This is a genomic window from Mycobacterium dioxanotrophicus, from assembly GCF_002157835.1.
GTDB classification, from domain to species: Bacteria; Actinomycetota; Actinomycetes; order Mycobacteriales; family Mycobacteriaceae; genus Mycobacterium; species Mycobacterium dioxanotrophicus.
Window position 1 is genome coordinate 5,229,582 of sequence record NZ_CP020809.1, and the last position, 22,804, is coordinate 5,252,385.

General features: G+C 69.2%; 20 protein-coding genes. 11 read left to right on the forward strand and 9 right to left on the reverse strand.

Going from position 1 to position 22,804, the window contains the following annotated elements; all coding sequences use genetic code 11:
- Positions 1-24 precede the first annotated feature (24 nt).
- Entirely contained in the window at positions 25-516 is a 492-nt protein-coding gene (locus BTO20_RS25485) for a DUF2231 domain-containing protein (RefSeq protein WP_087078817.1), read from the forward strand.
- Here the strand turns inward: BTO20_RS25485 and BTO20_RS25490 are convergent.
- Positions 513-3,785 (reverse strand): ATP-dependent helicase, encoded by a 3,273-nt coding sequence (locus BTO20_RS25490; RefSeq protein WP_087082654.1) that lies wholly within the window; start codon positions 3,783-3,785, stop codon positions 513-515. The two genes, BTO20_RS25485 and BTO20_RS25490, sit on opposite strands and share 4 nt — an antisense overlap.
- Before the next feature lie 8 nt (positions 3,786-3,793).
- Positions 3,794-6,955: an ATP-dependent helicase gene (locus BTO20_RS25495; protein ID WP_087078818.1), complete on the reverse strand. Its 3,162-nt coding sequence runs from the start codon at positions 6,953-6,955 to the stop codon at positions 3,794-3,796.
- Positions 6,956-7,120: 165 nt separating this feature from the next.
- On the opposite strand from BTO20_RS25495, the gene BTO20_RS25500 reads away from it, so the two are divergent.
- Complete coding sequence (locus BTO20_RS25500) at positions 7,121-7,891, forward strand: alpha/beta fold hydrolase (RefSeq protein WP_087078819.1); 771 nt, start codon at positions 7,121-7,123, stop codon at positions 7,889-7,891.
- Positions 7,892-7,893: 2 nt separating this feature from the next.
- Positions 7,894-8,190: an MGMT family protein gene (locus BTO20_RS25505; RefSeq protein WP_087078820.1), complete on the forward strand. Its 297-nt coding sequence runs from the start codon at positions 7,894-7,896 to the stop codon at positions 8,188-8,190.
- Between the two features lie 94 nt (positions 8,191-8,284).
- Here BTO20_RS25505 and BTO20_RS25510 read toward each other — a convergent pair whose 3' ends face one another.
- From BTO20_RS25510 to BTO20_RS25520, 3 genes are all read right to left on the reverse strand, one after another.
- Positions 8,285-9,139: a TIGR02569 family protein gene (locus BTO20_RS25510; protein WP_087078821.1), complete on the reverse strand. Its 855-nt coding sequence runs from the start codon at positions 9,137-9,139 to the stop codon at positions 8,285-8,287.
- A 36-nt stretch (positions 9,140-9,175) separates the two neighbouring features.
- A complete protein-coding gene (gene moeZ / locus BTO20_RS25515; RefSeq protein ID WP_198344569.1) occupies positions 9,176-10,369 on the reverse strand; it encodes an adenylyltransferase/sulfurtransferase MoeZ in 1,194 nt (397 codons plus the stop codon).
- Between the two features lie 120 nt (positions 10,370-10,489).
- Positions 10,490-11,524 (reverse strand): DUF3152 domain-containing protein, encoded by a 1,035-nt coding sequence (locus BTO20_RS25520; RefSeq protein WP_087078823.1) that lies wholly within the window; start codon positions 11,522-11,524, stop codon positions 10,490-10,492.
- 184 nt (positions 11,525-11,708) lie between these two features.
- Between BTO20_RS25520 and BTO20_RS25525 the strand changes: the two genes are divergently transcribed.
- Positions 11,709-12,359 carry a TetR/AcrR family transcriptional regulator gene (locus BTO20_RS25525; protein ID WP_087082656.1) on the forward strand — a complete coding sequence of 217 codons (651 nt, stop codon included), beginning with the start codon at positions 11,709-11,711 and terminating at the stop codon, positions 12,357-12,359.
- Between the two features lie 11 nt (positions 12,360-12,370).
- Here the strand turns inward: BTO20_RS25525 and BTO20_RS25530 are convergent, their stop codons facing one another.
- On the reverse strand, positions 12,371-12,610 hold the full coding sequence (locus BTO20_RS25530; protein ID WP_029373584.1) for a DUF3107 domain-containing protein: 240 nt from the start codon (positions 12,608-12,610) through the stop codon (positions 12,371-12,373).
- 267 nt (positions 12,611-12,877) lie between these two features.
- Here BTO20_RS25530 and BTO20_RS25535 point away from each other — a divergent pair, with 267 nt between their 5' ends.
- Positions 12,878-13,693 (forward strand): MmpS family transport accessory protein, encoded by an 816-nt coding sequence (locus BTO20_RS25535; protein ID WP_087078824.1) that lies wholly within the window; start codon positions 12,878-12,880, stop codon positions 13,691-13,693.
- Between the two features lie 6 nt (positions 13,694-13,699).
- Here the strand turns inward: BTO20_RS25535 and BTO20_RS25540 are convergent, their stop codons facing one another.
- Positions 13,700-14,398 (reverse strand): ferritin-like fold-containing protein, encoded by a 699-nt coding sequence (locus BTO20_RS25540; RefSeq protein WP_087078825.1) that lies wholly within the window; start codon positions 14,396-14,398, stop codon positions 13,700-13,702.
- Positions 14,399-14,695: 297 nt separating this feature from the next.
- Here BTO20_RS25540 and BTO20_RS25545 point away from each other — a divergent pair, with 297 nt between their 5' ends.
- Both BTO20_RS25545 and BTO20_RS25550 read left to right on the forward strand, forming a co-directional pair.
- Positions 14,696-16,225 carry a DEAD/DEAH box helicase gene (locus BTO20_RS25545; RefSeq protein WP_087078826.1) on the forward strand — a complete coding sequence of 510 codons (1,530 nt, stop codon included), beginning with the start codon at positions 14,696-14,698 and terminating at the stop codon, positions 16,223-16,225.
- A gap of 16 nt (positions 16,226-16,241) precedes the next feature.
- Positions 16,242-17,459, forward strand: coding sequence for an Rv3212 family protein (locus tag BTO20_RS25550; protein ID WP_087078827.1), 1,218 nt, complete (start codon positions 16,242-16,244; stop codon positions 17,457-17,459).
- A gap of 15 nt (positions 17,460-17,474) precedes the next feature.
- Here the strand turns inward: BTO20_RS25550 and BTO20_RS25555 are convergent, their stop codons facing one another.
- Positions 17,475-18,176, reverse strand: a complete 702-nt coding sequence (locus BTO20_RS25555) for a PP2C family protein-serine/threonine phosphatase (RefSeq protein ID WP_087078828.1) — start codon at positions 18,174-18,176, stop codon at positions 17,475-17,477.
- A gap of 9 nt (positions 18,177-18,185) precedes the next feature.
- Positions 18,186-18,992 carry a ParA family protein gene (locus BTO20_RS25560; RefSeq protein ID WP_198344064.1) on the reverse strand — a complete coding sequence of 269 codons (807 nt, stop codon included), beginning with the start codon at positions 18,990-18,992 and terminating at the stop codon, positions 18,186-18,188.
- A gap of 49 nt (positions 18,993-19,041) precedes the next feature.
- On the opposite strand from BTO20_RS25560, the gene BTO20_RS25565 reads away from it, so the two are divergent.
- From BTO20_RS25565 to BTO20_RS25580, 4 genes are all read left to right on the forward strand, one after another.
- Entirely contained in the window at positions 19,042-19,656 is a 615-nt protein-coding gene (locus BTO20_RS25565) for an acid phosphatase (protein WP_087078829.1), read from the forward strand.
- Positions 19,638-20,741, forward strand: coding sequence for an isochorismate synthase (locus tag BTO20_RS25570; RefSeq protein WP_198344065.1), 1,104 nt, complete (start codon positions 19,638-19,640; stop codon positions 20,739-20,741). Before BTO20_RS25565 ends, BTO20_RS25570 begins: the two co-directional genes overlap by 19 nt.
- Positions 20,738-21,223: a GNAT family N-acetyltransferase gene (locus BTO20_RS25575; RefSeq protein ID WP_087078830.1), complete on the forward strand. Its 486-nt coding sequence runs from the start codon at positions 20,738-20,740 to the stop codon at positions 21,221-21,223. Before BTO20_RS25570 ends, BTO20_RS25575 begins: the two co-directional genes overlap by 4 nt.
- A 117-nt stretch (positions 21,224-21,340) precedes the next feature.
- Positions 21,341-22,777, forward strand: a complete 1,437-nt coding sequence (locus tag BTO20_RS25580) for an amidase (protein ID WP_087078831.1) — start codon at positions 21,341-21,343, stop codon at positions 22,775-22,777.
- Positions 22,778-22,804: the final 27 nt, after the last annotated feature.

Here is a 22,804-nt window from a genome sequence, read left to right on the forward strand (position 1 = left end):
ATCTCCCATCAGCCAAGGAGTCCCATGACAGTTATCAACGGCCTGCCGGCGCACGTGCTGTTCGTGCACGCCATCGTGATCCTCGCACCGCTTACCGCGGTGCTGGAGATCATCTGCGCGTTGTGGGCGGGCGCCCGCAGGGGTCAGCTGGTGTGGGTCACCCTCGTTCTTGCCGTGATCACAACGGTTTTGACGCCCATCACGATCCAGGCCGGCAACTGGCTCTACGACCTGCGCCGCAGCCCCGACGCCGTCCTGCAGGAGCACGCCGAGCTGGGCGACACCATGATCTATTTCTCGGTCGCGTTGCTGGTGGTGGCGCTGGCCCTGGTGGCGCTGCGGTACGCCGAGCGGCGCGACGACACCCGCCGGGTGTTGTACAACGCCATCGTCGCGGTGGTGGCGATCCTGGTCGGTGTCGCGTCGATCGTGCAGGTCTATCGCATCGGGGACGCCGGGGCCCAGTCGGTGTGGAGCAAAGAGATCGCGCATCTCACCTCGGCCAATCAACGCTAGGCGTCTGGGTCTGGGTCTGGCCCTGGGCCGGCCAGCAGCGCAGCCAGTTCTTCGGCGCCGGGCAGGATTTCCGGCCTGACCGTGTGCCCCGACCGCACGTAGTGAAAGGCCGCGCTGACCGATTCCGGCGGGCAGCCGCGCAGCGCCGCCCAGGCCAGCCGGTAAACCGCGAGCTGGATCGCGGCCTGCTCCTTGGCCTCCGGAGTGTCCGGCGGCTCACCGGTCTTCCAGTCCACGACCGTGGTGGTGCCGTCGGTGTCGGCGAACACCGCGTCGATGCGGCCGCGCACAACGGTTTTGCCGATCACCATGTCGAAGGGCACTTCCACTTCGATCGGCGTGCGGGCGGCCCACGGCGACATCACGAACGCGTCCTGCAGCTCGGCCAGTTCCTCGGCGCAGCCCCGGCCGACTTCACTGTCCACCGCGCCCGGCAGATCGTCCAGGTCGAACAACCGCTCGGCGTGAAAGAACCGCTGCACCCACTCGTGGAATGCGGTGCCCAGCAGGGCATGTGGATCCGGACGTTGCGGTAGTCGGCGATGCAGCCGTTGCAGCGCGGCTCGCGGATCCCGGCTGAGTTCGACGAGCGTGCTGACCGATACCTGTCCGGGCAGTTCGGCCGGAGCCGCCTGCGGCTCTCGGTTGCGTTCGGCCAGCAGCGCGTCCACGTCAGCGGCCCAGCCGTCGGTGTCGGTCCCCGCGTCGAGCTTGCCTGCCATCGCCCGGCCGATGAGCTCGGCACCGCGGAGTACATCGCCGTCCGCACCGGCCTCGGCGGGCCAGATGGCTTCGACTGCCTTGTTCCGCAACGGGTTCTGCTCACCTGCGGCGGGCTCGGGTGCCCACTGCTCGGTGTCGCCGCACGGACGCCCCTGGGCCGCGGCGTCCTCCAGGATGGCCTTGATTTCACACAGGAATTCCGACGGCCCCCGCGGCTTGCTCTCGGTGGCACCCCAGTGATGGCCGGAGATCAGCAAGGTGTCCTCGGCGCGGGTGACGGCGACGTAGAGCAACCGGCGTTCCTCGTCGACCCGCCGCTGCTCAAGTTTGCTCTTGTGGTCGGCAATCTTGTCCGACAGGATCTTTCGATCGTTGACATCCGAGGTGTCCAACACCGGCACGCCGATCTCGGACACGGTGGCGCGGTCACCGCGCAGCAGCGGCGGCAGGTCCGCGGCGTCGGTGAGCCAGGTACGCGCCGACGCCGTCGACGGGAACACCCGCGCACTCAGATGCGGAACCGCGACGACCTGCCATTCCAGGCCCTTGGCGGCGTGCACGGTGAGGATCTGCACCCGGTCGTGTGAGACCGCCAATTCGGCAGGAGCCAGCCCGTTTTCGACCACTGTCGCGGCGTCGAGGTAGGCCAGCAATCCCTCGACCATGGAGCCGGGGCGCCCGACGTGGTCCGCACCCGAGCGGCCGGCGTAGTCGGCCACCAGGTCGCAGAACGCGTCGAGGTGCTCGGTGCCGGCCCAGCCCGAGGTCACGGGCCGGGCTGCCCGCGCCTCGGCGTCCAGGCCTGCCACCCGCCGGACCTCGGCGACCAGCTCGGGCAGCGGGTGGCTCAGATGGGCCCGCAGCATCGTCAGTTCCCGGCCCAACGCCACGATCCGCTGGTAGCCAGCGGCCGAATAGTGCTCGGCCGCACCGGGATCGCAGATGGCGTCGGCCAGGCACGCGGCGTCGGCGTCGGGAGCTGCCGCAGCGACGATGTCGGCCGGTCCGGGCTCCCCGTGCGGGCGGTCGTCCAGCTCGACCGCTCGGCGCCACAACGCCGCGAGGTCGCTGGCGCCGAACCGCCACCGCGGCCCGGTGAGGATGCGCATGACCGCAGGCCCGGCGGTGGGGTCGGCGACCAGCCGCAGCATCGCCACCAGATCGGCCACCTCGGGCACCGCCAGCAGCCCCGCCACTCCCACCACCTCGACCGGGACCCCGCGGGCCTCCAGCGCTTCGGCCATCGGAGCGGCATCGGCGTTGCGCCGGACCAGAACCGCAGCCGTCGGTGCCGTCGTCCCGCCTTCGCGAGCCCCGTGGTACCTGCCGGCTATCTGATCGGCCACCCAAGCCCGTTCGGCCGCAACATCGGTCAACAGTGCACAGCGGATGGTGCCCGGATCGGCACCGGGCCGGGGCAGCAATTCGCGCACCGAGACCGAACGGCGGCGCGCCTCAGCCGAGATGGCATTGGCGACGTGCAAGGTGCTGGGCGGATTACGCCAGCTGGTCCGCAACTCCAGGCTCGGCGCCGGCGTGCCGTCTGCCAACGGGAAATCGGTGGTGAACCGCGGCAGGTTGGTGGCCGAGGCGCCCCGCCAGCCGTAGATGGACTGGATCGGATCACCGACGGCCGTCAGCGCCAGCCCGTCGTCGGCTCCGCGACCGAACAACGCCGACAACGCAACCCGCTGGGAATGCCCGGTGTCCTGGTATTCATCGAGCAGCACGACGCGGAAGCGTTGCCGCAACTGCTCACCGACCTGCGGGAAACCGGCCGCCAACCGGGCTGCGGCGGCCATCTGCATGCCGAAGTCCATCACCTTGTCGGTGCGCAGCCGGTGATGCAGCGCATCGATCAGCGGCACCAGCTCGGTGCGTTCGGTCTGGGTGGCCAGCATGCGCAGCAGCCATTGGCTCGGCCCGCGGTCACGCTGATACGGCCCGGCCGGAAGGGTGTGGACCAGCCGCTCGAGTTCGGTGTGGGTGTCGCGCAGCTGATCGGTGTCGACGAGATGCTCGGCGAGCGCCCCCGAGAGACGCAGCACCATCGCGGTGACCGCGGCCGGGGTCTTGTCGGTGTCGAGCCGGCCCGGGTGTGCGCACACCACGTCAAAAGCCAACTGCCACAGCTCGGTTTCGCTGAGCAGCCGGGTGTCCGGCTCGACGGGCAGCAACAGGCCATGCTCGCGCAGCAGTGTGCCGGCGAATGCGTGGTAGGTGCTGACGGTGGCGGCTTCGTCGGCGCCCAGGGACAGCGCGAGACCCGCACCGGCCAGCCGCGCCAGCCGGGTGCGGACCCGGCGCAGCAGCTGCCCGGCGGCCTTGCGGGTGAAGGTCAGCCCCAGCACCTGTGAGGGTGTGGCGTAGCCATTGGCCACCAGCCACACCACCCGAGCGGCCATGGTCTCGGTCTTCCCCGCACCCGCACCTGCGATCACGACGAGCGGGCCGGGTGGCGCGGCGATCACCGCGGCCTGCTCGTCGGTCGGCGCGAAAAGGCCGAGGGCGGAGGACAGTTCGGCCGGGCTGTAGCGGGCCGTCACGGCCGGTGTCATGACCGCGGCGCCTGTGCCGGGCAGGCCGAGCGCACCGGGCAGTTCGAGCAGCCGTCGTTGACCCTTGCGAGGAATTGCGGTCCCGCGGTAGCAGCGGCCGCGTCACCGACCGCCGTCAACCAATCGGCACGGGTCTGAGGTGTCATCGGATCCTGTTCGCGCACGGTGGCACCCGCCGCACCGGCCTTGCCGAGGTAAACCAGCCGACCTCCGCCGGGCTCGTCCGGGTCACCGTCAGCTCCGTCGGTCAACAAGCCTGCGGCGACGGCCAACTGGTACATGGCCAGCTGGGCGTGGTTCTTTGCGTTCTCTTTGGTGACCGGGCTCTTGCCGGTCTTGAGGTCGACGACCACCAGGCGACCGGCCTCGTCACGCTCCAGCCGGTCGAGGCGGCCGCGTACCCGCACCTCGGGCGCCTGATCCCCGGAGTCGGGATCGGCGGGCCGGATGACCCCCTCGACATCGACCTCGGTGCCCACCTCGGTGAGCTGGCAGCGCGTGTCGGCCCGCCACCGGGTGAACGTCTCCAGCATCGCGCGGTGCCGTTCCAGCTCGTTGTCCGAATACCATTTCGCCTCGAAAGGCAGTTGGTCCCAGACCTTTTCGAGCTCATTGACGAGTTGACTCTCGGTGCGTCCCGACTCGGCGGCCAGGGCGTGCAGCAGCGATCCGACGGTGGAGCGCACATCGCGGCCCGTGCCGCCGCCATGGCGTTCCAAAAGCCAGCGCAGTGGGCAGTCGCTGAGCATCTGCAGCGTCGAAGGGGACAGCGTCACCGCCTGGTCGGCGCCGGACCACAGCGGTTCGTCGGTCGACAGCGGGGTCATGGCGTACCAGTCTGCCGGATCGGCGCCTGGCACCCCGGCTTCGGCCAGCCGGGCCAATTGCGTTGCCGCACAAGCACGGGATTCCTCGTCGACCGCTCCCTCGGGAGCGCACACCACCGCGCGCAGCCGACCTACCAGCGCCGAGGGGGCGAGCACCCGGGGTGCCGCCAGCGGCGGCAGCACCGGTGCGTCGGTGGCCAGGGCCGCGAGCTCGGTGCAGAACGGCGACGGCAGCAGTGAGCCGTCACCGGCATCGCTGTCCACCGCGGTCACCAGCAGCCGGGTGCGGGCACGGCCCATCGCGGCCATCAGCAGCCGGCGTTCCTCGGCCAGCAGCGGCGCCCGGGTCGACACCGCGGCGTCGGCCGGCGCGGAGACGCCGTCGAGCACGTCCACCAGATGCTGGGTTCCGAGCACGCCGCCGCGGGGAACAGTGTTGGGCCACAAGCCTTCCTGCACACCGGCGATGACGACGAACTCCCACTCCCGGCCCAGCGCGGCATGGGCGCTCAGGACAGCGACGGCGTCGGGCTGCCGACGCGGGTCGGTGGGTGCGGCCGGTGCCCCGAGCGCCATGACGTGATCGATGAGACCGCGCAGCGAAGCACCCGCCGTCCGGTTGACGTATCCGTCGGCGATGTCGAACAGCGTCGTCACCGCATCCAGGTCCCGATCTGCCTGCGCACCAAGGGTTCCGCCGCGCTCGCTGGCCGTCAGCCACCGGCGCTGCAGCCCGCAGGCATGCCAAACATCCCACAGCGTGTGCCGCGGATCGGCTCCGGCGGCCACACTGCGGTGAGCTGCGGTCAGCACCGCACGCAGCCGCCGCAGCGGGCGCAGCTGTTCGACCGCCAGCCCTCGGGGTTCGGTGTCCACGGCCGCGACGACGAGATCGCCGAATTCCCGTGGCGGTGCCGAACCGTCGGCGCGGCGCAGCGCACGCCGCAGTTGCCGCAGGCTGACCGGGTCGACGCGTCCGATCGGCCCGGTGAGCAGAGCCAGCACACTCTCGCCGGTCAGGCGGCCGGTGGCGGCGGCGTCGAGCACCGTGAGCAGCGCGGCGACTGCGGGCTGCTGGGCCACTGGTGGCACCTCCCCGACCGACTCGACCGGTACCCCGGCACTGGTCAGGGCCCGGGCCAACGCGGTCCCGGCCCGCGGTACCGAGCGGACGATCACGGCCATCTGCGACCACGGCACCCCGTCGACGAGGTGGGCACGCCGCAACGCGTCGGCGATCAGCGTGGACTCGGCATGGGTCGATGCGGCCAGCCGCATGGTGACGGCGCCCTCAGCCGTGGCGTTGCCCAGCATCTCGCGGGTGGGGCCGACGCCTGGAAGCCGTCGTCCGATACCGGCGAGGGCGGTCGCGACCTCCGGGGCGCACCGGTGCGACTCGGTCAGCACGATGGTCGCGTCGTCGGCGTCGCCCGCGTCGCGCAACAGCACCGGATCGGCGCCGCGGTAACCGAACACCGCCTGGTCAGGGTCCCCGGCGATCACGGTCAATCCGGCGCCGGCCCCCAGCACCCGCACCAACAGGGCGGCCTGCGGGTCGAGGTGCTGTGCGTCGTCGACCAGCAGCAAGCTGATCCGGCCGCGTTCGGCGGCCAGCAGGTCGGCGTCGGTCGCGAGAGCCTCCAACGCCGCGCCGACCAGTTCGGCCGCTCCCAGTGCGGGCACAGTGGCCTGCGGAGCGGCCATGCCCACCGCCGAGCGCAGCAGCATGATCTGCTCGTAGGCCTGCGCGAACTGCCCGGCGGCCAGCCACTCGGGACGCCGCGCCGACCGCCCGAGCCGTTGCAACGCAAGCGGATCCACACCACGCTCGGTGCAGCGCGCCATCAGGTCGCGAAGTTCACTGGCGAAACCCGCGGTGCTCAACGCCGGCCACAACTGTTCGGGCCAGGAGACACCCGAGTTGGGCCCGTCCTCCAGGTTGCCGGCAAGCAGTTCACGGATGATGCCGTCCTGTTCGGCGCTGGTGATCAGCCGCGGCGGCGGGTCACCGTTGCGCTGGGCGGCCAACCGCAACACCGCGAAAGCATACGAGTGCACCGTTCGCACCAGTGGCTCACGCACGACGTGCCGCTCCCCCGCACCCAGCAGCCGCGCGGTGACCGCGGCCCGGGCGGCCGCCCGCAGGCGCGCTGAACCGGTCAGCAGCAGAACCGATTCGGGGTCGGTGCCCGCGGCGATGTGCTCGACGGCCGTGTTGACCAGCAGCGAGCTCTTGCCGGTTCCGGGTCCCCCGAGCAGCCGCACCACGCCCGTGCTCCCCGGGGCCAGCAGCTCGGTACCCGCCAGTGCCGGTTCGACATGTGCAGTCATGGAAGGCATGACACCAGAAGGGACCGACAAGTAGCGGAGCGGATTGGAGCGAGCAGCCCGACAAGTAGCGGAGCGGATTGGAGCGAGCAGCCCGACAAGTAGCGGAGCGGATTGGAGCGAGGGGTCCCCCAATCTGTCCGGCCGCGCCCTGGCAGCATCACGGGGGTGTCCCCCGATATCTTGAACGTCCTCCGGTACGGCCCGCAGGCCCCGGCCGAGCTGCTGTTGATCCACGGTGTGACCGGGCACGGTCAGCGCTGGCAGACCCTGGCCTCGCAGCTGCCCGGGGTGTCGATTCTGGCGCCCGATCTGCTCGGGCACGGCAGGTCGTCGTGGGCAGCGCCGTGGACGCTGGCGGCCAACGTCGACGCCCTGGCGGCGCTGCTGGACGGCCCGACGCTGGTGGTCGGGCACTCGTTCGGCGGCGCGGTGGCCCTCACCCTCGCTGCCACCTACCCGGACCTGGTGTCTGAGCTGGTGTTGCTGGACCCCGCGGTGGGTCTAGACGGTGAGTGGATGCAGGAGATCGCCGAGAACATGATGGCGTCGCCGGACTACACCGATGCGGCCGAAGCTCGCGCGGAGAAGATGAAGGGTTCCTGGGGTGAGGTCGACGCCGCGGAACTGGACCGTGAGCTCGCCGAGCACCTGACCGAACTATCCAACGGCCGGTACGGGTGGCGGGTCTGCATGCCCGCGATGATGGCGTACTGGAGCGAGCTCGCCCGGCCAGTTGCCTTACCGCGCACCGGAACACCGACCACACTGGTGCGGGCCACCAAGACCAGCCCGCCGTATGCCACGGATGAGCTGATCGACGCGCTTGCCGAGCGGCTCGGATCCGATTTCACGCTGCTGGACTGGGATTGCAATCACATGGTCGCTCAGGCCCGGCCCGCCGAGACTGCGGCGTTGATCGCCGAACGGCTGGGATAGCCATGGCGGCGGTGACCGAGGAGCAGGTGGAGAAGGTCCGCGCACTGGTCGCCGCCATTCCCGCGGGCCGGGTGTCGACGTATGGCGATATCGCCGATGCCGCAGGCCTTTCCAGTCCGCGGATCGTCGGATGGATCATGCGCACCGACTCATCGGACCTGCCATGGCACCGCGTGATCCGTGCCTCGGGCCGGCCCGCACCCCATCTGAGCACCCGCCAGCTGGAACTGTTGCGCGCCGAGGGCGTGCTTTCCGTCGACGGCCGGATAGCGCTGCGGGAGTGCCGCCACGAGTTCTGAGCCGAGCAGACACTTGCGCACCGGAACACCGGCGTGTCGGGGTACCGCAGCTGGGGGCACCGCCCGCTTGCGGGGGACTGCTCGCGAGTGAAAGCTAAAGGACCAGGCGCACCAGGGAGGCGGTGCGGGCCAGGCCGGGGAACGCCGCAGCGGTGGACCGCGGGTGCAGGGCATGTACCGCCAGCCGGAACATCAACGCCCGCAACAACATCTGCGGCCACTCGGGCAGGGTGTCCCAGCGCTCGATGAGGCCGTCGTCGGCGTCGCCCCACGACAGCGCGTCGACCACCACGACGCCGGCCGCCCACGACGCCGGACGCCAGTACGGGGTGATGTCGGTGATCCCGGGAGCCGCCGCGCCGGCGAAAAGCACTGTGCCGTAGAGGTCGCCGTGCACGAGCTGGTTGGCGCTGCGCGTCGGCTTGCGCAATGTGGCCAGCTGGTTGATCAGCTCGACCGAACGCTGCCCGTCGGTGGAACCCGGCGCGACCCTGGCCCCGGTCGGGAGCGAATGCAGTGGCCGGTCCTCCCAGGCCGCGCGGTCCGCGGCGATGAACACGTCGACATCGGCCCACGGCGCGACCGGCGGTTGAGTGAGAAACCGGGGCCGCTCCAGCGTCGCGGTGGCCTCGTGTAGGCGCACCGCCGCCGAGACCACCTCGTCGTGCCGGGGCTCCGGGGTTCCTGCGACGAAGGTGTCGGCGCGCCAGCCGGCCACCACGTAGCGCCCGTCGGTCGACCGCACCGGGCGGGCCAGCCGAACGCCGTCGACGAACAGTGTCTCGCGCACCTTGGCCGACCACGCCGCACGGGCGTGTTCGGCGACCACGGACAGCACGACTTCGCCGCAGCGCCAACCACCCTCCCAGCTCGAACCCAGTGGGACGGGGCGGACCCCGGACAGCCCGAACGCCGCCAGCACATGTTCCGGCGGCCGCTCGACAGTCACAACCTCAGCCTAAGGTGTGGACCCGCAAACTTGCCGTCAGTACATCACCATGTCGGGATCGAGCTGGCGTGCCCACGCCACAATGCCGCCCTGCAGATGCATCGCGTCGGAGAACCCAGCCTGCTTCACGATGGCCAGCACCTCGGCCGAGCGCACCCCGGTCTTGCAGTACAGAACGGGTGTGCGGTCCACCTGGAGCTTGGCGAGGGCATCGCCCGACTCGAAGGTCGGCTTCGGGATCAGCTCGGCACCCTGAATGTGATTGATCTCCCATTCCACCGGCTCGCGGACATCGATGAGCGCCAACGGCTTACCGGAGTCCAGCAGCTCCCGCAGTTCCTGCGGGGTGATGGTGGAGCCCTGTGCAGCCGCGGTGGCCTCGTCGGAGACCGCGCCGCAGAATTCCTCGTAGTCGATGAGCTCGGTGATCTTCGGTGTCGACGGGTCCTTGCGGATCCGGATGGTCCGATAGGTCATGTCGAGCGCGTCGTAGACCATCAGCCGGCCCAGCAGCGGCTCGCCGATACCGGTGATCAGCTTGATGGCCTCGGTGCCCATGATCGCGGCGATGGACGCGCACAGGATGCCCAGCACGCCGCCCTCGGCACACGACGGCACCATCCCCGGTGGTGGCGGCTCGGGGTACAGGTCGCGGTAGTTCAGGCCCTGCTTCTCGCCGTCGGGCCCGTCGGGAGCGTCCTCCCAGAACACCGACACCTGGCCCTCGAACCGGTAGATCGAACCCCAGACGTACGGCTTGCCCGCGAGCGCCGCGGCGTCGTTGACCAGGTACCGGGTGGCGAAGTTGTCCGTGCCGTCGAGGATCAGGTCGTACTGGCTGAAGAGCTCGACGGCGTTGTCGGGTTCCAGCCGGAACTCGTGCAGGTCGACCGTCACCAGCGGGTTGATCGCCAGGATCGATTCCTTGGCGCTGAGCGCCTTGGACTTCCCGATGTCGGCCTGGCCATGGATGATCTGGCGCTGCAGGTTCGATTCGTCGACGACGTCGAACTCCACGATGCCGATGGTTCCCACTCCGGCCGCGGCCAGGTACAGCAGGGTCGGTGAACCGAGCCCGCCGGCACCGAGCACCAGCACCTTGGCGTTCTTGAGCCGTTTCTGCCCAACCACACCCACGTCGGGGATGATCAGGTGGCGGCTGTAGCGCGTCACCTCTTCGCGGGTGAGCTCGGCAGCCGGTTCAACCAGCGGCGGTAACGTCACACCCAAATTCGCGGACACCGCATGTCTCCTCAAGTCATGGACCGTACGTAGGCACAACGGTAATCCGACGGACATGCTTCCCGCGCCGCGGTAGCCGCTATTCGGCGGCCGGACCGGATCCGCTGACTAGGCGATGGGATACGGCCAAGGGTTGAACCGGCAGGTTTTCCCGTCCGCCTTGACGGTCTCCGGGTCGAACTTCGCGTCGTCGTTGTTGGCGGTGGAGAAGGTCTGCTGCATCATGATCGGCGCCAGGGCGCCGTCATCGCGGCATGCCTCGTGACGCTGGTAGCCGATGGCGTGGCCGACCTCGTGGTTGATCAGGTACTGCCGGTATGACCCGATGTCGCCCTGGAACGGCACCGCGCCACGCACCCAGCGGGCCTCGTTGACGAAGACCCGGGCCTGGCCGTCGTAGGACGGGTTGTAGCAGGACGCTTCCAGCTGGATGTCGTAGCCGCAGCCCTCCCGCACGGTGATCGGAGAGGTCAGCGACACCCGGAAGTCCGGCTCGATTCCGCTGGCGGCGTCGATGCGGGTGAACCCGAACATCCCGTCGTGGGTCCAGCTCTTGGGGTTGGCGAGGGTTTCGCTGACCATGCGGGCGAAGCCGTCGTCGCCGCCGAAGGGGGTGGTGTCCACACCGTCCTCCACCTCGACGGTGTAGGTGAACGACTTGGTGGTGCCCTTGCCGACCTTCTCGGTGGTGCCGGGCACGATGTGCCAGGTCTTGGCGCCGGCCTCGGTGAACTGCCCGCCCGCGGGCAGGATGCCGGTGGGCAGGTTGGCGTCGAACTCGGTGAGGCCCTTGGGGGGTGCGCCGATGATGGCGGTGGCGGCATGGTCGATGGTCGGTGACCCCTGGACCGGTCCGTCGTCGGCGTGCCCGTTGTGCGGGCTGGTGGTGCCGGTCACCGTCTGGTACAGCACCACGACGGTCAGCACAATGAGCACCGGCAGCGCGTAGGCCCGCCAGCCGTAGGTGGAGACGAATCGGCCGAGCCAGGTCTGCTTGCGCCACTGGCTCCGTTCGTCCCGATTGACCCGGGGCCGCCCCGTTTCGACCGCCAGCGGATCCCGTTGGGCGCGCAGCGGCTCCCGCCATTCGTCACGCAGTGCCGGGACGCGGCTGCCCGCGCGGGGCCCCGGGTCGTAGGTCACCGATCCAGAATGGCACAGGCCGCTGTGAATACGACGCCCGTGCGTCTGCTCCGTGACCACGCTGCCACCAATTCGCAATCCTCGGACGTTTCGCACCCGGTACGGCGTCGGTAGTACTGTCGTGCGATGAGCAGCTTGGCCGACCATGACCAAGCGCGCCAGAGGAATCCAGATTGAGGACTGCATGAGCGACGTCGCCAACACCGAGAGGAGAGCCGACAAGCGGACAACCGGTCGACGGGGAAACCGCATGCCGCGCGACGAGCGACGGGGTCAGCTCATGGCAGCCGCCAGCGAGGTTTTTGTCGACCGCGGATATCACGCCGCGGGCATGGACGAGATCGCCGAACGCGCCGGTGTCAGTAAACCGGTTCTCTACCAACACTTCTCGTCGAAGCTGGAGCTGTATCTCGCGGTGTTGCAGCGCCACGTCGACAATCTGGTGTCCGGCGTCCGTCAGGCGCTGCGCACCACCACCGACAACCGCCAGCGGTTGCGGGCCGCGGTGGAGGCGTTCTTCGACTTCATCGAACACGACGGTCAGGGCTACCGGCTGATCTTCGAGAACGACTACGTCACCGAGCCGCAGGTGGCGGCCCAGGTGAAGGTCGCCACCGAGGCGTGCACCGACGCGGTGTTCGACTTGATCAGCCGCGATTCGGGCCTTGAGGCGCATCGCGCCAGGATGATCGCGGTCGGCCTGGTCGCGATCAGCGTCGACTCGGCGCGCTACTGGCTCAACAACGAGCGGCCGATCGACAAGGACTCCGCGGTGGAGGGCACGGTGCAGTTCGCCTGGGGCGGACTGTCACACGTGCCACTCACCCGCATCTGACCGACCTGCACTCAGGCGGACTCGGCCCCGACGCCGAAGCCGACGCGGCGCACATCGGCGGCGCCGATCTCGACGTAGGCGATCTTGCTGTTCTGCACCAGGAACCGGCGACCCTTCTCGTCGGTCAGCGCCAGCACGCCCGAGTCCTTGCTGAGCGCGTCGGTGACCTGCTGCTCCACCTCACTTGGCGTCTGCGCGCTGTTGAAACTCAGCTCCCGCGGACTGTCCGTGACGCCGATCTTGACCTCCACGCTGGACCCCTTTTCTTTCGCTACTGTCCGTGTCCCTCAGCAGGCTAGTGGACATCGTGGCGCCGACGCCGCCAGCGTCGGCCATTGTGAGTTCGCCGTGCGCGAAGCGTGCGGACGACGCCGAAGAGCAGTCACCCGATGCGCGGAGATCTTCGGCGACCGAACCGAGTCCGGACCGTGACCGACACGCTGACCATCGAACCTCACCAGTCACAGCTGCCTCGATAGCATCAGCAGCGACATTGGACGAGACGACTGGGAAGCCGCATGACCAGGCCTTATTCGCCGTATGACACGAAGTCCGCCGAGCGCTTCGGTGACGATTCGCCGCAGCCCGGGCAATACGATCCGGACAGCAGTTTCCGCAGCCGCTACCGCACGAGCTACGACAGCAGCTATCGCAGCGGTGACGAAGGCGCGGCCTACGAGGACTACGACGCCTACGTCGGCGACAGCCACGACGACTCCGACGACGACATCTACGAGTACTACGAACCCGTCGACAAGCGGTGGATGTGGGTCGCCTCGGTAGCGGGCGTGATCCTGCTGGTGGCCGTCATCTGCACGGTGATCATCCTGGGAGGCGGCGACAGCGGCTCGGTTTCGGTCACCACGACCTCCCCGGCGGCGCCCACGACCAGCCAGTCCCCGACCACCCCGGCACAGGACGCGACGGCAAAGCCCAAGGTCCCGCCGCCCACGGCCATGTCGCCCGAGACGGTGACGACCGTGACGCCGAGCCCGCGGGCGACCGCCGAGCCGACTGCCGAACCAGCACCGGCCGAGGCCGCCCCGCCGGCAGCAGAAGTCAGCCCCCGCACCGTCACCTACACGGTGACCGGCACCCGGCCGTTGCTCGACCTGGTCACCATCGTCTACACCGACCAGCAGGGCGCCCTGCAGACCGAATTCAACGTGGCGCTGCCGTGGAACAAGACCGTGACGCTCAACCCAGGGGTCGAGCTCAAGTCGGTGACGGCGACCAGCCTGACCGGTCAGCTCAACTGCACGATCACCGATGCCAACGGCGCCGTGCTGGTCCAGCAGGCCAACAACACGATGATCTCGACCTGCACGCAGTAGCGGCGGTCAGGCCAGGCCCAGCTCCTGCATGCGGGAGTGATGCGTGTGCTGCAGCCGGTTGAAGAACTCGGCGAGCTGGGTCAGGCCTTCCCCGCTGGACATCACCAGGTCGACCAGCTCGTCGTGGTCGGCCAGCACGAACTGGGCCTGGGTGACGGCCTCACCCAGCAGCCGACGCGCCCACAGCGCGAGCCGGTGCCGCTGCCGAACGCTGGCCGTCACCGCGGCCCGCACCTCGGCGACGACGAACTGCGAGTGCCCGGTCTCCGAGAGCACCGAACGCACGACCGAGGCGATCTCCTCCGGTAGCGAATGGGCGATCTCCAGGTAGAAGTCGGCGGCGAGCGCATCGCCGATATAGGTCTTCACCAGAGCTTCCAGCCAGGTGCTCGGTGTGGTCATGCGGTGGTAGTTCTCCAGCGCCGAGGCGTACTTCGTCATCGCCGCGACAACGTCAACTCCCCTGCGCTCCAACGCATCCCGCAGGGTTTCGTAGTGCCCCATCTCCGCGGCGGCCATGCTGGCCATGTTGATGCGGCCACGCAGATCGGGTGCCATCCGCGCCTCTTCGGTGAGCCGGTAGAACGCGGCGACCTCGCCGTAGGCCAGCACCGCGAACAGTTCATCGACCCCTGGATGGTCGGCCGACACGGCAGGGGCGGCCGGTTCGGCGATCTGTTCTGCGGCGGGTTGCGGCGATGTCATGGGGCCAACTTTAGACTCCGCCGGGCCTGCCGACTTCCCGGCAAATCGGCCCTGCGACTCCGACCAGCTACAATGGCTTCTGGTAACAGGATCTGCAGCGGCTTCGAGCCCGCTTGCGAGCCGCCCAGGCCGCTACCGAAGAAATGTGCGTGCACGCAGTTGGCCCGCCCCGTAGCGCTGGGCCCCGCGGATCGGCACCGCCGCCTGTATCGGGCGAACCGGCCGTGTCATTGTCGAAACTCGTGCGCGCGTGGACGCCCCATGAGGTTTGACAGCGAAAGGCTACCTCCACCAACCATGACGCATCTCAATAAAACATTTGCCGAACTCGGCGTGCGCGACGAAATCGTGCGCGCTCTCGCCGAGAACGGCATCGTTCATCCGTTTGCCATCCAGGAACTCACCCTGCCGCTGGCGCTCGCAGGCAGCGATCTGATCGGCCAGGCCCGTACCGGCATGGGCAAGACGTTCGCGTTCGGCGTGCCGCTGCTGCACCGGGTGGCGGGCGACGAGAGCCGCCCGCTGACCGGCGCGCCGCGCGCCCTGGTCGTCGTGCCCACCCGCGAGCTGTGCCTGCAGGTCTACGACGACCTGGCCGCCGCGTCGAAGTACTTGACCGCGGATACCGGGACGGCCTCCGAGCGCCCGTTCTCCGTGACGTCCATCTACGGCGGGCGTCCCTACGAACCGCAGATCGAGGCGCTGCGCAAGGGCGTCGACGTGGTCGTCGGCACGCCGGGCCGGCTGCTCGACCTGGCTCAGCAGGGTCACCTGCAGCTCGGCGGCCTGTCGGTGCTGGTCCTCGACGAGGCCGACGAAATGCTCGACCTGGGCTTCCTGCCCGACATCGAGCGCATTCTGCGGCTGACGCCCGACGATCGCCAGTCGATGCTGTTCTCGGCGACCATGCCTGATCCGATCATCACGCTGGCCCGCACGTTCATGAACCAGCCGACCCACATCCGTGCCGAGGCCCCGCATTCGGCGGCAACGCACGACACCACCGAACAGTTCGCCTACCGGGCGCACGCCCTGGACAAGTCGGAACTGGTCAGCCGCATCCTGCAGTCCGCAGGCCGCGGCGCGACGATGATCTTCACCCGCACCAAGCGCACCGCGCAGAAGGTGTCCGACGAACTCGCCGAGCGTGGGTTCAAGGTCGACGCCGTGCACGGCGACCTGGGCCAGGGCGCGCGGGAGAAGGCCCTGAAGTCGTTCCGCACCGGCGCCGTCGACGTGCTGGTGGCCACCGACGTGGCAGCGCGCGGGATCGACATCGACGACGTCACCCACGTCATCAACTACCAGTGCCCCGAGGACGAGCAGGCCTACGTGCACCGCATCGGGCGCACCGGCCGCGCAGGCAAAACCGGTGTCGCGATCACGCTGGTGGACTGGGACGAGCTGGAGCGCTGGGGAATGATCGACAAGGCGCTGAACCTGGGCTGCCCCGATCCTGCCGAGACCTATTCCAGCTCGCCGCACATCTATGAGGAACTGGGCATCCCGACCGATGCCACCGGCACGGTCGGCAGCCCGCGGCGCTCGGCCGCCAAGCGCGGCGACAAGGGCGAGAAGGCCGACAAGTCGGAGAAGCGCATCTCGTCGGCCGACTCCACCTCGGAGCGGCCCGCCAGGACCCGCACCCGGCGCCGGACCCGCGCCGGTAAGCCGGCGACCGGGCATCCCGAGGGGGTGACCACCGCGGCCGAGACGGCCGAGGCCGACGCGCCGGTGTCGGAATCCGACAACGGCGATGCCCCGGCTGCCGCACGGCGTCGCCGCCGGCGTCGCCCCCGCAAGACCGAAGCCGCCAGCGCCGGCTAGCTGACACGCGCCACCTATGGTCAAACCGGAACGTCGCACTCGTGGCGACATGGTGGCGGCTGCCGCAATCGTTGCGGTCATCGCCGTCGTCGCCGCCCTGATCTGGTGGACCAGCGACGAGCGGGCGACGGTCAGTCGTCCCGCCGCATCGCCGGTCCCCTATCTCACCTCGGCCCGCGAGGTACCGGCCGGGCTGCAGCAGCTGTGGACCGCGCCGAGTCCCAAGACCACGGTGCCGGTGATCGCCGGCGGGTCTGTGGTGACCGGGGACGGGCACACCGTCACCGGGCGTGACCCGGTCAGCGGCGCAACGCTGTGGAGCTACGCCCGTGACCTCGAACTGTGCGGCGTGACCTCGGTGTATCAGTACGCGGTCGCCGTATACCCGGACAGCCGCGGCTGCGGGCAGGTCAGCACCATCGACGGCAAGACCGGCCGCCGTGGACCCGCCCGCAGCAGCTACTCCGATCCCGAGGTGCGCCTGTCCTCCGACGGCACCACGGTGCTCTCGGCCGGGGACAGCCGTCTGGAGATGTGGCGCTCGGACATGGTCCGGATGTTGTCCTACGGGTCGCTCGACGCCCGCATCAAACCCGATGTGCCCGCGTCGCCGGTATGCCGGTTGGTGTCGGCGGCGGCCAGTTCATCGGCGGTGTCGGTGCTCGAATCCTGCCCCAAGCGGGCCGATCTGCGGCTGACGCTGCTGCGGCCCGCCGACGAGGAGGACCAGCCCGACATCAGGAACGTGGAGCTGCCGGGCGTCGCCGACGATTCGGGTGCCCAGGTGATCGCCGTGGCGGACACCACCACGGCGATCTACGTGCCGACGCCGAAGCCGACCGTCAACATCGTCGACCGCAACGGCGCCACGATCGCCAGCACGCTGCTCCCCGGCCCGCCGAGCCCGCAGGCCACCGCCAGTCGCACCGGGGACCTGGTCACCTGGTGGACGGGCAATTCGGTGTTGGTGTTCGACGCCAACGGGCTGCGCTACAAATACACCGTCAGCCCCGCGGGCGCAGCCAACCCGGTCGGACCTGCCACGGAGATGGCCGGGCGCCTGCTGGTCCCGGTCAGCGACGGTTACGACGTCTTCGATCCCGTCACCGGTGCCGGGGAACGACACATCGCGCTGGTCCGCCAACCGAGTCCCCTGCCGGTGGTACCCGCGGTGGCCGGGTCGACCTTGCTGGAGCAGCGCGGCGACGAACTCGTCGCGCTCGGCCCGGCGTAACGAAGCGGCCGCCGGTCAACCGAGGTCGATGACGATGACGCTGGTGTTGTCGCTGCCCCCGGCGTTGTTGGCCACCTCGATCAGCTGCCGGACCGCCGTCTCGGGCTCCGTCGCGGTGGCCGCATCGGCGATGGCGGACTCGTCCGCCGCGGCGAACAGCCCGTCACTGCTGATCAGCAGGCGATCGCCGGGCCGGCAATCGAGGTCGGCGACGTCGACGCGGATCACCGACCCGATGCCCAGCGCACGGGTCAGCAGATGGCGCTGAGGGTGGAACCGGGCTTCCTCGCGGGTGATCTCCCCGGCCTGCACCAACTCACCGGCCACACTGTGATCGGCTGTGAGCTGTTCCATGCGGCCGTCGCGGATGCGGTACAGCGGTGAGTCGCCGATGTTGACGACCATCGGTCCGCCCTGTTCGTCGTCGAACATCGCGACCGCGGTCAGCGTGCATCCCGAGCTGGCACCGTCCGACGTGACATGCGTGCACACCTGCTCGTTGGCCCGGCGCACCGCGGCCAGCAGCCCGTCGCGGTGGGGTGCGGCCAGGAAACCGGCCCGCAGGGTGTCGAGGGCCAGCCTGCTGGCCTGGTCGCCGACCACGCCGAAGCCGTCGGCGATCGCGTAGAGCGCTCCCTCGACCAGCACCGCGTCCTGGTTACTGACCCGGACCGGGCCCTGATCGGTGGCCGTCGCGGCCGCGAGCACTCTCGCCATGAGGACCGGCTACACCACCTCGGGAGTGAAGGTGGCCATCGCTTTCCCGGACTTCCAGTACTTGCGCAGCGCCTCGGCCAACTCCCGATAGGCCTCGGCGCCCTTGTTCTTACGGCCGGCCAGCACTGAGGCACCCGACGCGGTCGCCTCGGCGAACCGCACGGTGCGCGGAATCGGCGGCGCCAGTACCGGCAACTGGTAGCGGTCGGCCACGTCGAGGAGCACGTCGCGGCTGTGGGTGGTGCGCGAATCGTAGAGCGTGGGCAGGGCGCCCAGCAGGGTCAGATCGGAGTTGGTGATCTGCTGGACATCGGTGATGGTGCGCAGGAACTGCCCGACACCGCGGTGCGCCAGCGTCTCGCACTGCAGCGGAACGATCACCTCGTCGGCAGCGGTCAGCCCGTTGAGGGTCAGCACGCCCAGCGACGGCGGGCAGTCGATGATCACCACATCAAACTGCTCGGCCACCTTGGCCAGGGCCCGTTTGAGCGCATATTCGCGGCCGGCTCGCATCAACAGCATGGCCTCGGCGCCCGCCAGGTCGATGTTGGCGGGCAACAGCGTCATGCCTTCGTCGGTCTGCACCAGCGCCGCGTCCGGCTCGACCTCCCCGAGCAGCACCTCGTGCACCGACACCGGAAGCTTGTCGGGATCCTGGCCAAGCGAGAACGTCAAACATCCCTGCGGGTCCAGGTCGACCAGCAGCACGCGCTGACCGAGTTCGACCATCGCCGCTCCCAACGACGCCACCGTCGTCGTCTTCGCTACCCCACCCTTTTGATTGGCGACCGCTAGTACCCGCGTCACGCCTTCCATCCAAGCACGCTCCCGGCGGGTGCCGTCGGACGTGCGGCAGAATCGCCGTATGACCGCCCCACAGCACCGACTTATGCTGCTCCGTCACGGCGAGACCGAATGGTCCAAATCAGGTCAACACACCGGCCGCACCGATCTCGATCTCACCGATACCGGACGAGAGCAGGCCAAGTCGGCAGCCGCGGTGCTGGCCGATCTGCAGTTGCAGGACCCGGTCGTGATCTGCAGCCCGCGGCGTCGCGCGCTGGAGACGGCCGAATTGGCCGGCCTGACCATCGACGAGGTGTCTGGACTGCTCGCCGAATGGGATTACGGCGAGTACGAGGGCCTGACTCCGCAGCAGATCCATGCGATGGTGCCGGACTGGACGGTGTGGACGCATGGCGGCCCCGGTGGGGAAAGCCCGGCCGACGTCACTGCCCGCGCGGACCAGGCGATCGAGCTGGCGTTGGGATACCTCGAAACCCGGGACGTCGTCTTCGTCGGGCACGGTCATTTCTCCCGGTCGGTGCTGGTCCGCTGGGTCGAGCTGCCGATAGCCGAGGGTATCCGCTTCATGATGGACACGGCCTCGGTCGCGGTATGCGGTTTCAAAGACGGTAGGCGGCAGCTCAATGCGCTCGGTCTCAGCGGCCGCACCAATCCGTGCCTGCCGTCGCACTGAACCCGGGGTTCGTGCTGGCCGGGCCGTCGGGGGCGCTGGTCACCGAGGGCGTGCGGACCGGTTATTCGCGGATTCCCGACGCGCAATCGGCACTGCGCTCCGGTGCGGCGTCAATCATTGTGGGCGCGTTGCCCTTTGACACCACACAACCGGCCGCTCTGCAGGAACCGATGACGGTCCACCGCGCCGAGGCACTGCCCGACTGGCCGGCCGGGCCGACGCCTTCGGTGACGTCGCGCGAGACCCTGCCCGCCAGTGGGGTGCACCGCGACCGGGTGGCCGAGGCGGTGGCGCGCCTGCGGGATCCGGACACTGCGCTGGACAAGGTGGTGCTGGCCCGGGCGCTGCGGCTCACCGCGGACGGCGCATGGGACCCGCGCGCCGTGCTGCGCAGGTTGGCCGACGCCGATCCGGCCGCCACGGTGTACCTCGCGGACCTGTCGCCCGCCGGCCCGCGATACACCGGAACCGTTTTGGTGGGAGCCAGCCCCGAACTGCTGGTCGCCCGCCGGGGCGACACGGTGATCTGCCAGCCGTTCGCCGGTTCGGCGCCACGGTCGGCCGATCCGGCCACCGACCGCGCCAACGCCGACGCGCTGGCAGCGTCGGCGAAGAACCGCCACGAGCACCAACTGGTCGTCGACGTCATGCGCAAGGCCCTCGATCCGCTGTGCGTGGACCTGCAGATCGCCGCCGAACCCGAATTGCACGGCACGGACGCCCTGTGGCACCTGAGCACCCCGATGCGCGGGCGGTTGCGCGGAAAAGACATCACCGCAATCGATCTCGCGCTCGCCCTGCACCCCACCCCCGCCGTGGGCGGGGTTCCCACCGACACAGCCGCCACGCTGATCGGCGAGTTGGAGGGCGACCGCGGGTTCTACGCGGGGGCGGTGGGTTGGTGCGACGCCGATGGCGACGGTCGCTGGGTGGTGTCGATCCGGTGTGCCGTGCTGTCCGCGGACCGCCGGGAGGCGCTGGCCCACGCCGGCGGCGGCATCGTCGCCGAATCCGACCCGGACGACGAAGTCGACGAGACCACAACGAAATTCCGGACCATCCTGAAAGGACTGGGGGCAGCATGACCGAAGTGATCCGACGGGTACGCCCCGGCGACGAGATCGAGATCGCCGCGATGGTCCGCGAACTCGCCGAGTTCGAGAAGGCGCTCGACGAGTGCACCGTCACCGAAACCCAGTTGCACACCGCGCTTTTCGCCGAGAAGCCGGTTGCCTACGGGCACATCGTCGAGATCGACGGCGAGGTGGCCGCCACCGCGGTGTGGTTCCTCAACTTCTCCACCTGGGACGGGGTCGCCGGGATCTATTTGGAAGACCTCTACGTACGGCCCGCGTTCCGGCGTCGCGGGCTGGCCCGAAAGTTGTTGGCCACCTTGGCAGCCGAGTGCGTGGAGAACGGCTACTCCCGGCTCACCTGGGCCGTGCTGAACTGGAACGTCAACGCCATCGCACTGTACGACGCCGTCGGCGGCAAACCGCAGACCGAATGGACCACCTACCGCGTGTCAGGACCCGAACTCACCGCGTTGGCCGGCGAGCAGGCCTGACACGCCCCTAGCTCCTCGCCCTGGCTTTTCACACGCGTAGGACTTATCAGGTTGTCTGATAAGTTGTAGGCTCCATCAGGCAGGCCTGCTTCAAGCAACCCGTGGAAAGTGAGGGCCATGTCCGATTACGAAGATCTGTGCTGGATGCCTGCGGTCGAGTTGTCCAGCAGAATTGCCGCGCGTGAGGTCACCCCGCTCGATGTGGCCGAGGCCGTGCTGCGCCGGATGTCCGACGTCAACCCCACGCTCAACGCGTTCGTCTACCACAACCCCGACCAGGTGATGGCCGACGCCAAGGCGCTCACCGAGCAGCTCGCGGGCGGGCAAGCCGTATCGCCGCTGCACGGCATCCCGTTCAGCCTCAAAGAGGTGTGCGCCGTGGCGGGTACCCCGGCGACCTCCGGGATCGTCGCATTCAAGGATGCCGTGGCCCAGCACGACGAACCGGTGACCGCACGATTGAAGTCGGCGGGTGGCCTGTTCCTCGGCAAGACCAATCCAGCTGAGGGCGGGTACAAGGCCAACTCCTCCAACCATCTCTACGGCACGACCCACAACCCCTGGCGGCACGGCATGACCGCAGGGGGATCCAGCAGCGGCGCGGGCGCAGCCGTCGCAGCGGGGATCGGGCAGCTGGCGCAGGGCACGGACGGCGGTGGGTCGGTACGCATTCCGGCCGCACTCAACGGGGTTGTCGGGTTCAAACCGGCCCTGGGCCGGATCCCGCAGACCCGGCTTGCCGGTCGGTTCCACACCTTCGCCTACCACGGTCCGATCACCCGCACGGTGGCCGACACCGCGCTGATGCTCAACACGATGGCGGGATTCGACCCGGCCGATCCGCTTTCGCTGCCGTCGGACGGCGTCGACTACGTCGCGGCGCTGAACCAGGACATCGCCGGTGCGCGCATCGCCTGGTCGCCGGATCTGGGATACGCCAGCGTCGACCCCGAGATCAACGACATCTGCCGCCGCGCGGTCTCGGCCTTCACCGAATTGGGTTGCGTTGTCGAAGAAGCCGATCCGGGCTGGGACAACCCTGAACAGACCATGTGGGAAGGCGTCTGGGCCCCGGTCTACTCGTCGATGCTCGACGCGGCGGACTGGGATGCAGAGGCCGGCCGGGTCGACGAACAACTCGTCGAAGTGATGAGGGCGGGCGCACGACTGGGCGCACGCGACATCCAGCGAGCCGACGCCGCACGTGGTCGCATGGTCGATCAGATGACGGCGTTCATGCGTGACTTCGACTACCTTGTCACGCCTGTCACCACCCAACCGACGTTCGCCGCCGACCGGTTCTGCCCCGACAGCTTGTCGGATGCCCCACTGCCGCATCAGGTCATGGGCTGGCTGCTCACCTATCCCTTCAACATGACGACCAATCCGGCGATCTCGGTGCCCGCGGGATTCACGGCCGCGGGCATGCCCGTCGGGCTGCAGATCGTCGGCGGGCTGAGGGCCGACGCCGCGGTACTCCAAGCGGCGGCCGCTTTCGAGCGCATACGGCCCTGGTCGCAGCACCGACCGGATGTGCTTGCCGCCCAAGGCTAGCCAGATTTGGTGTGGCCGCTGCCCAGG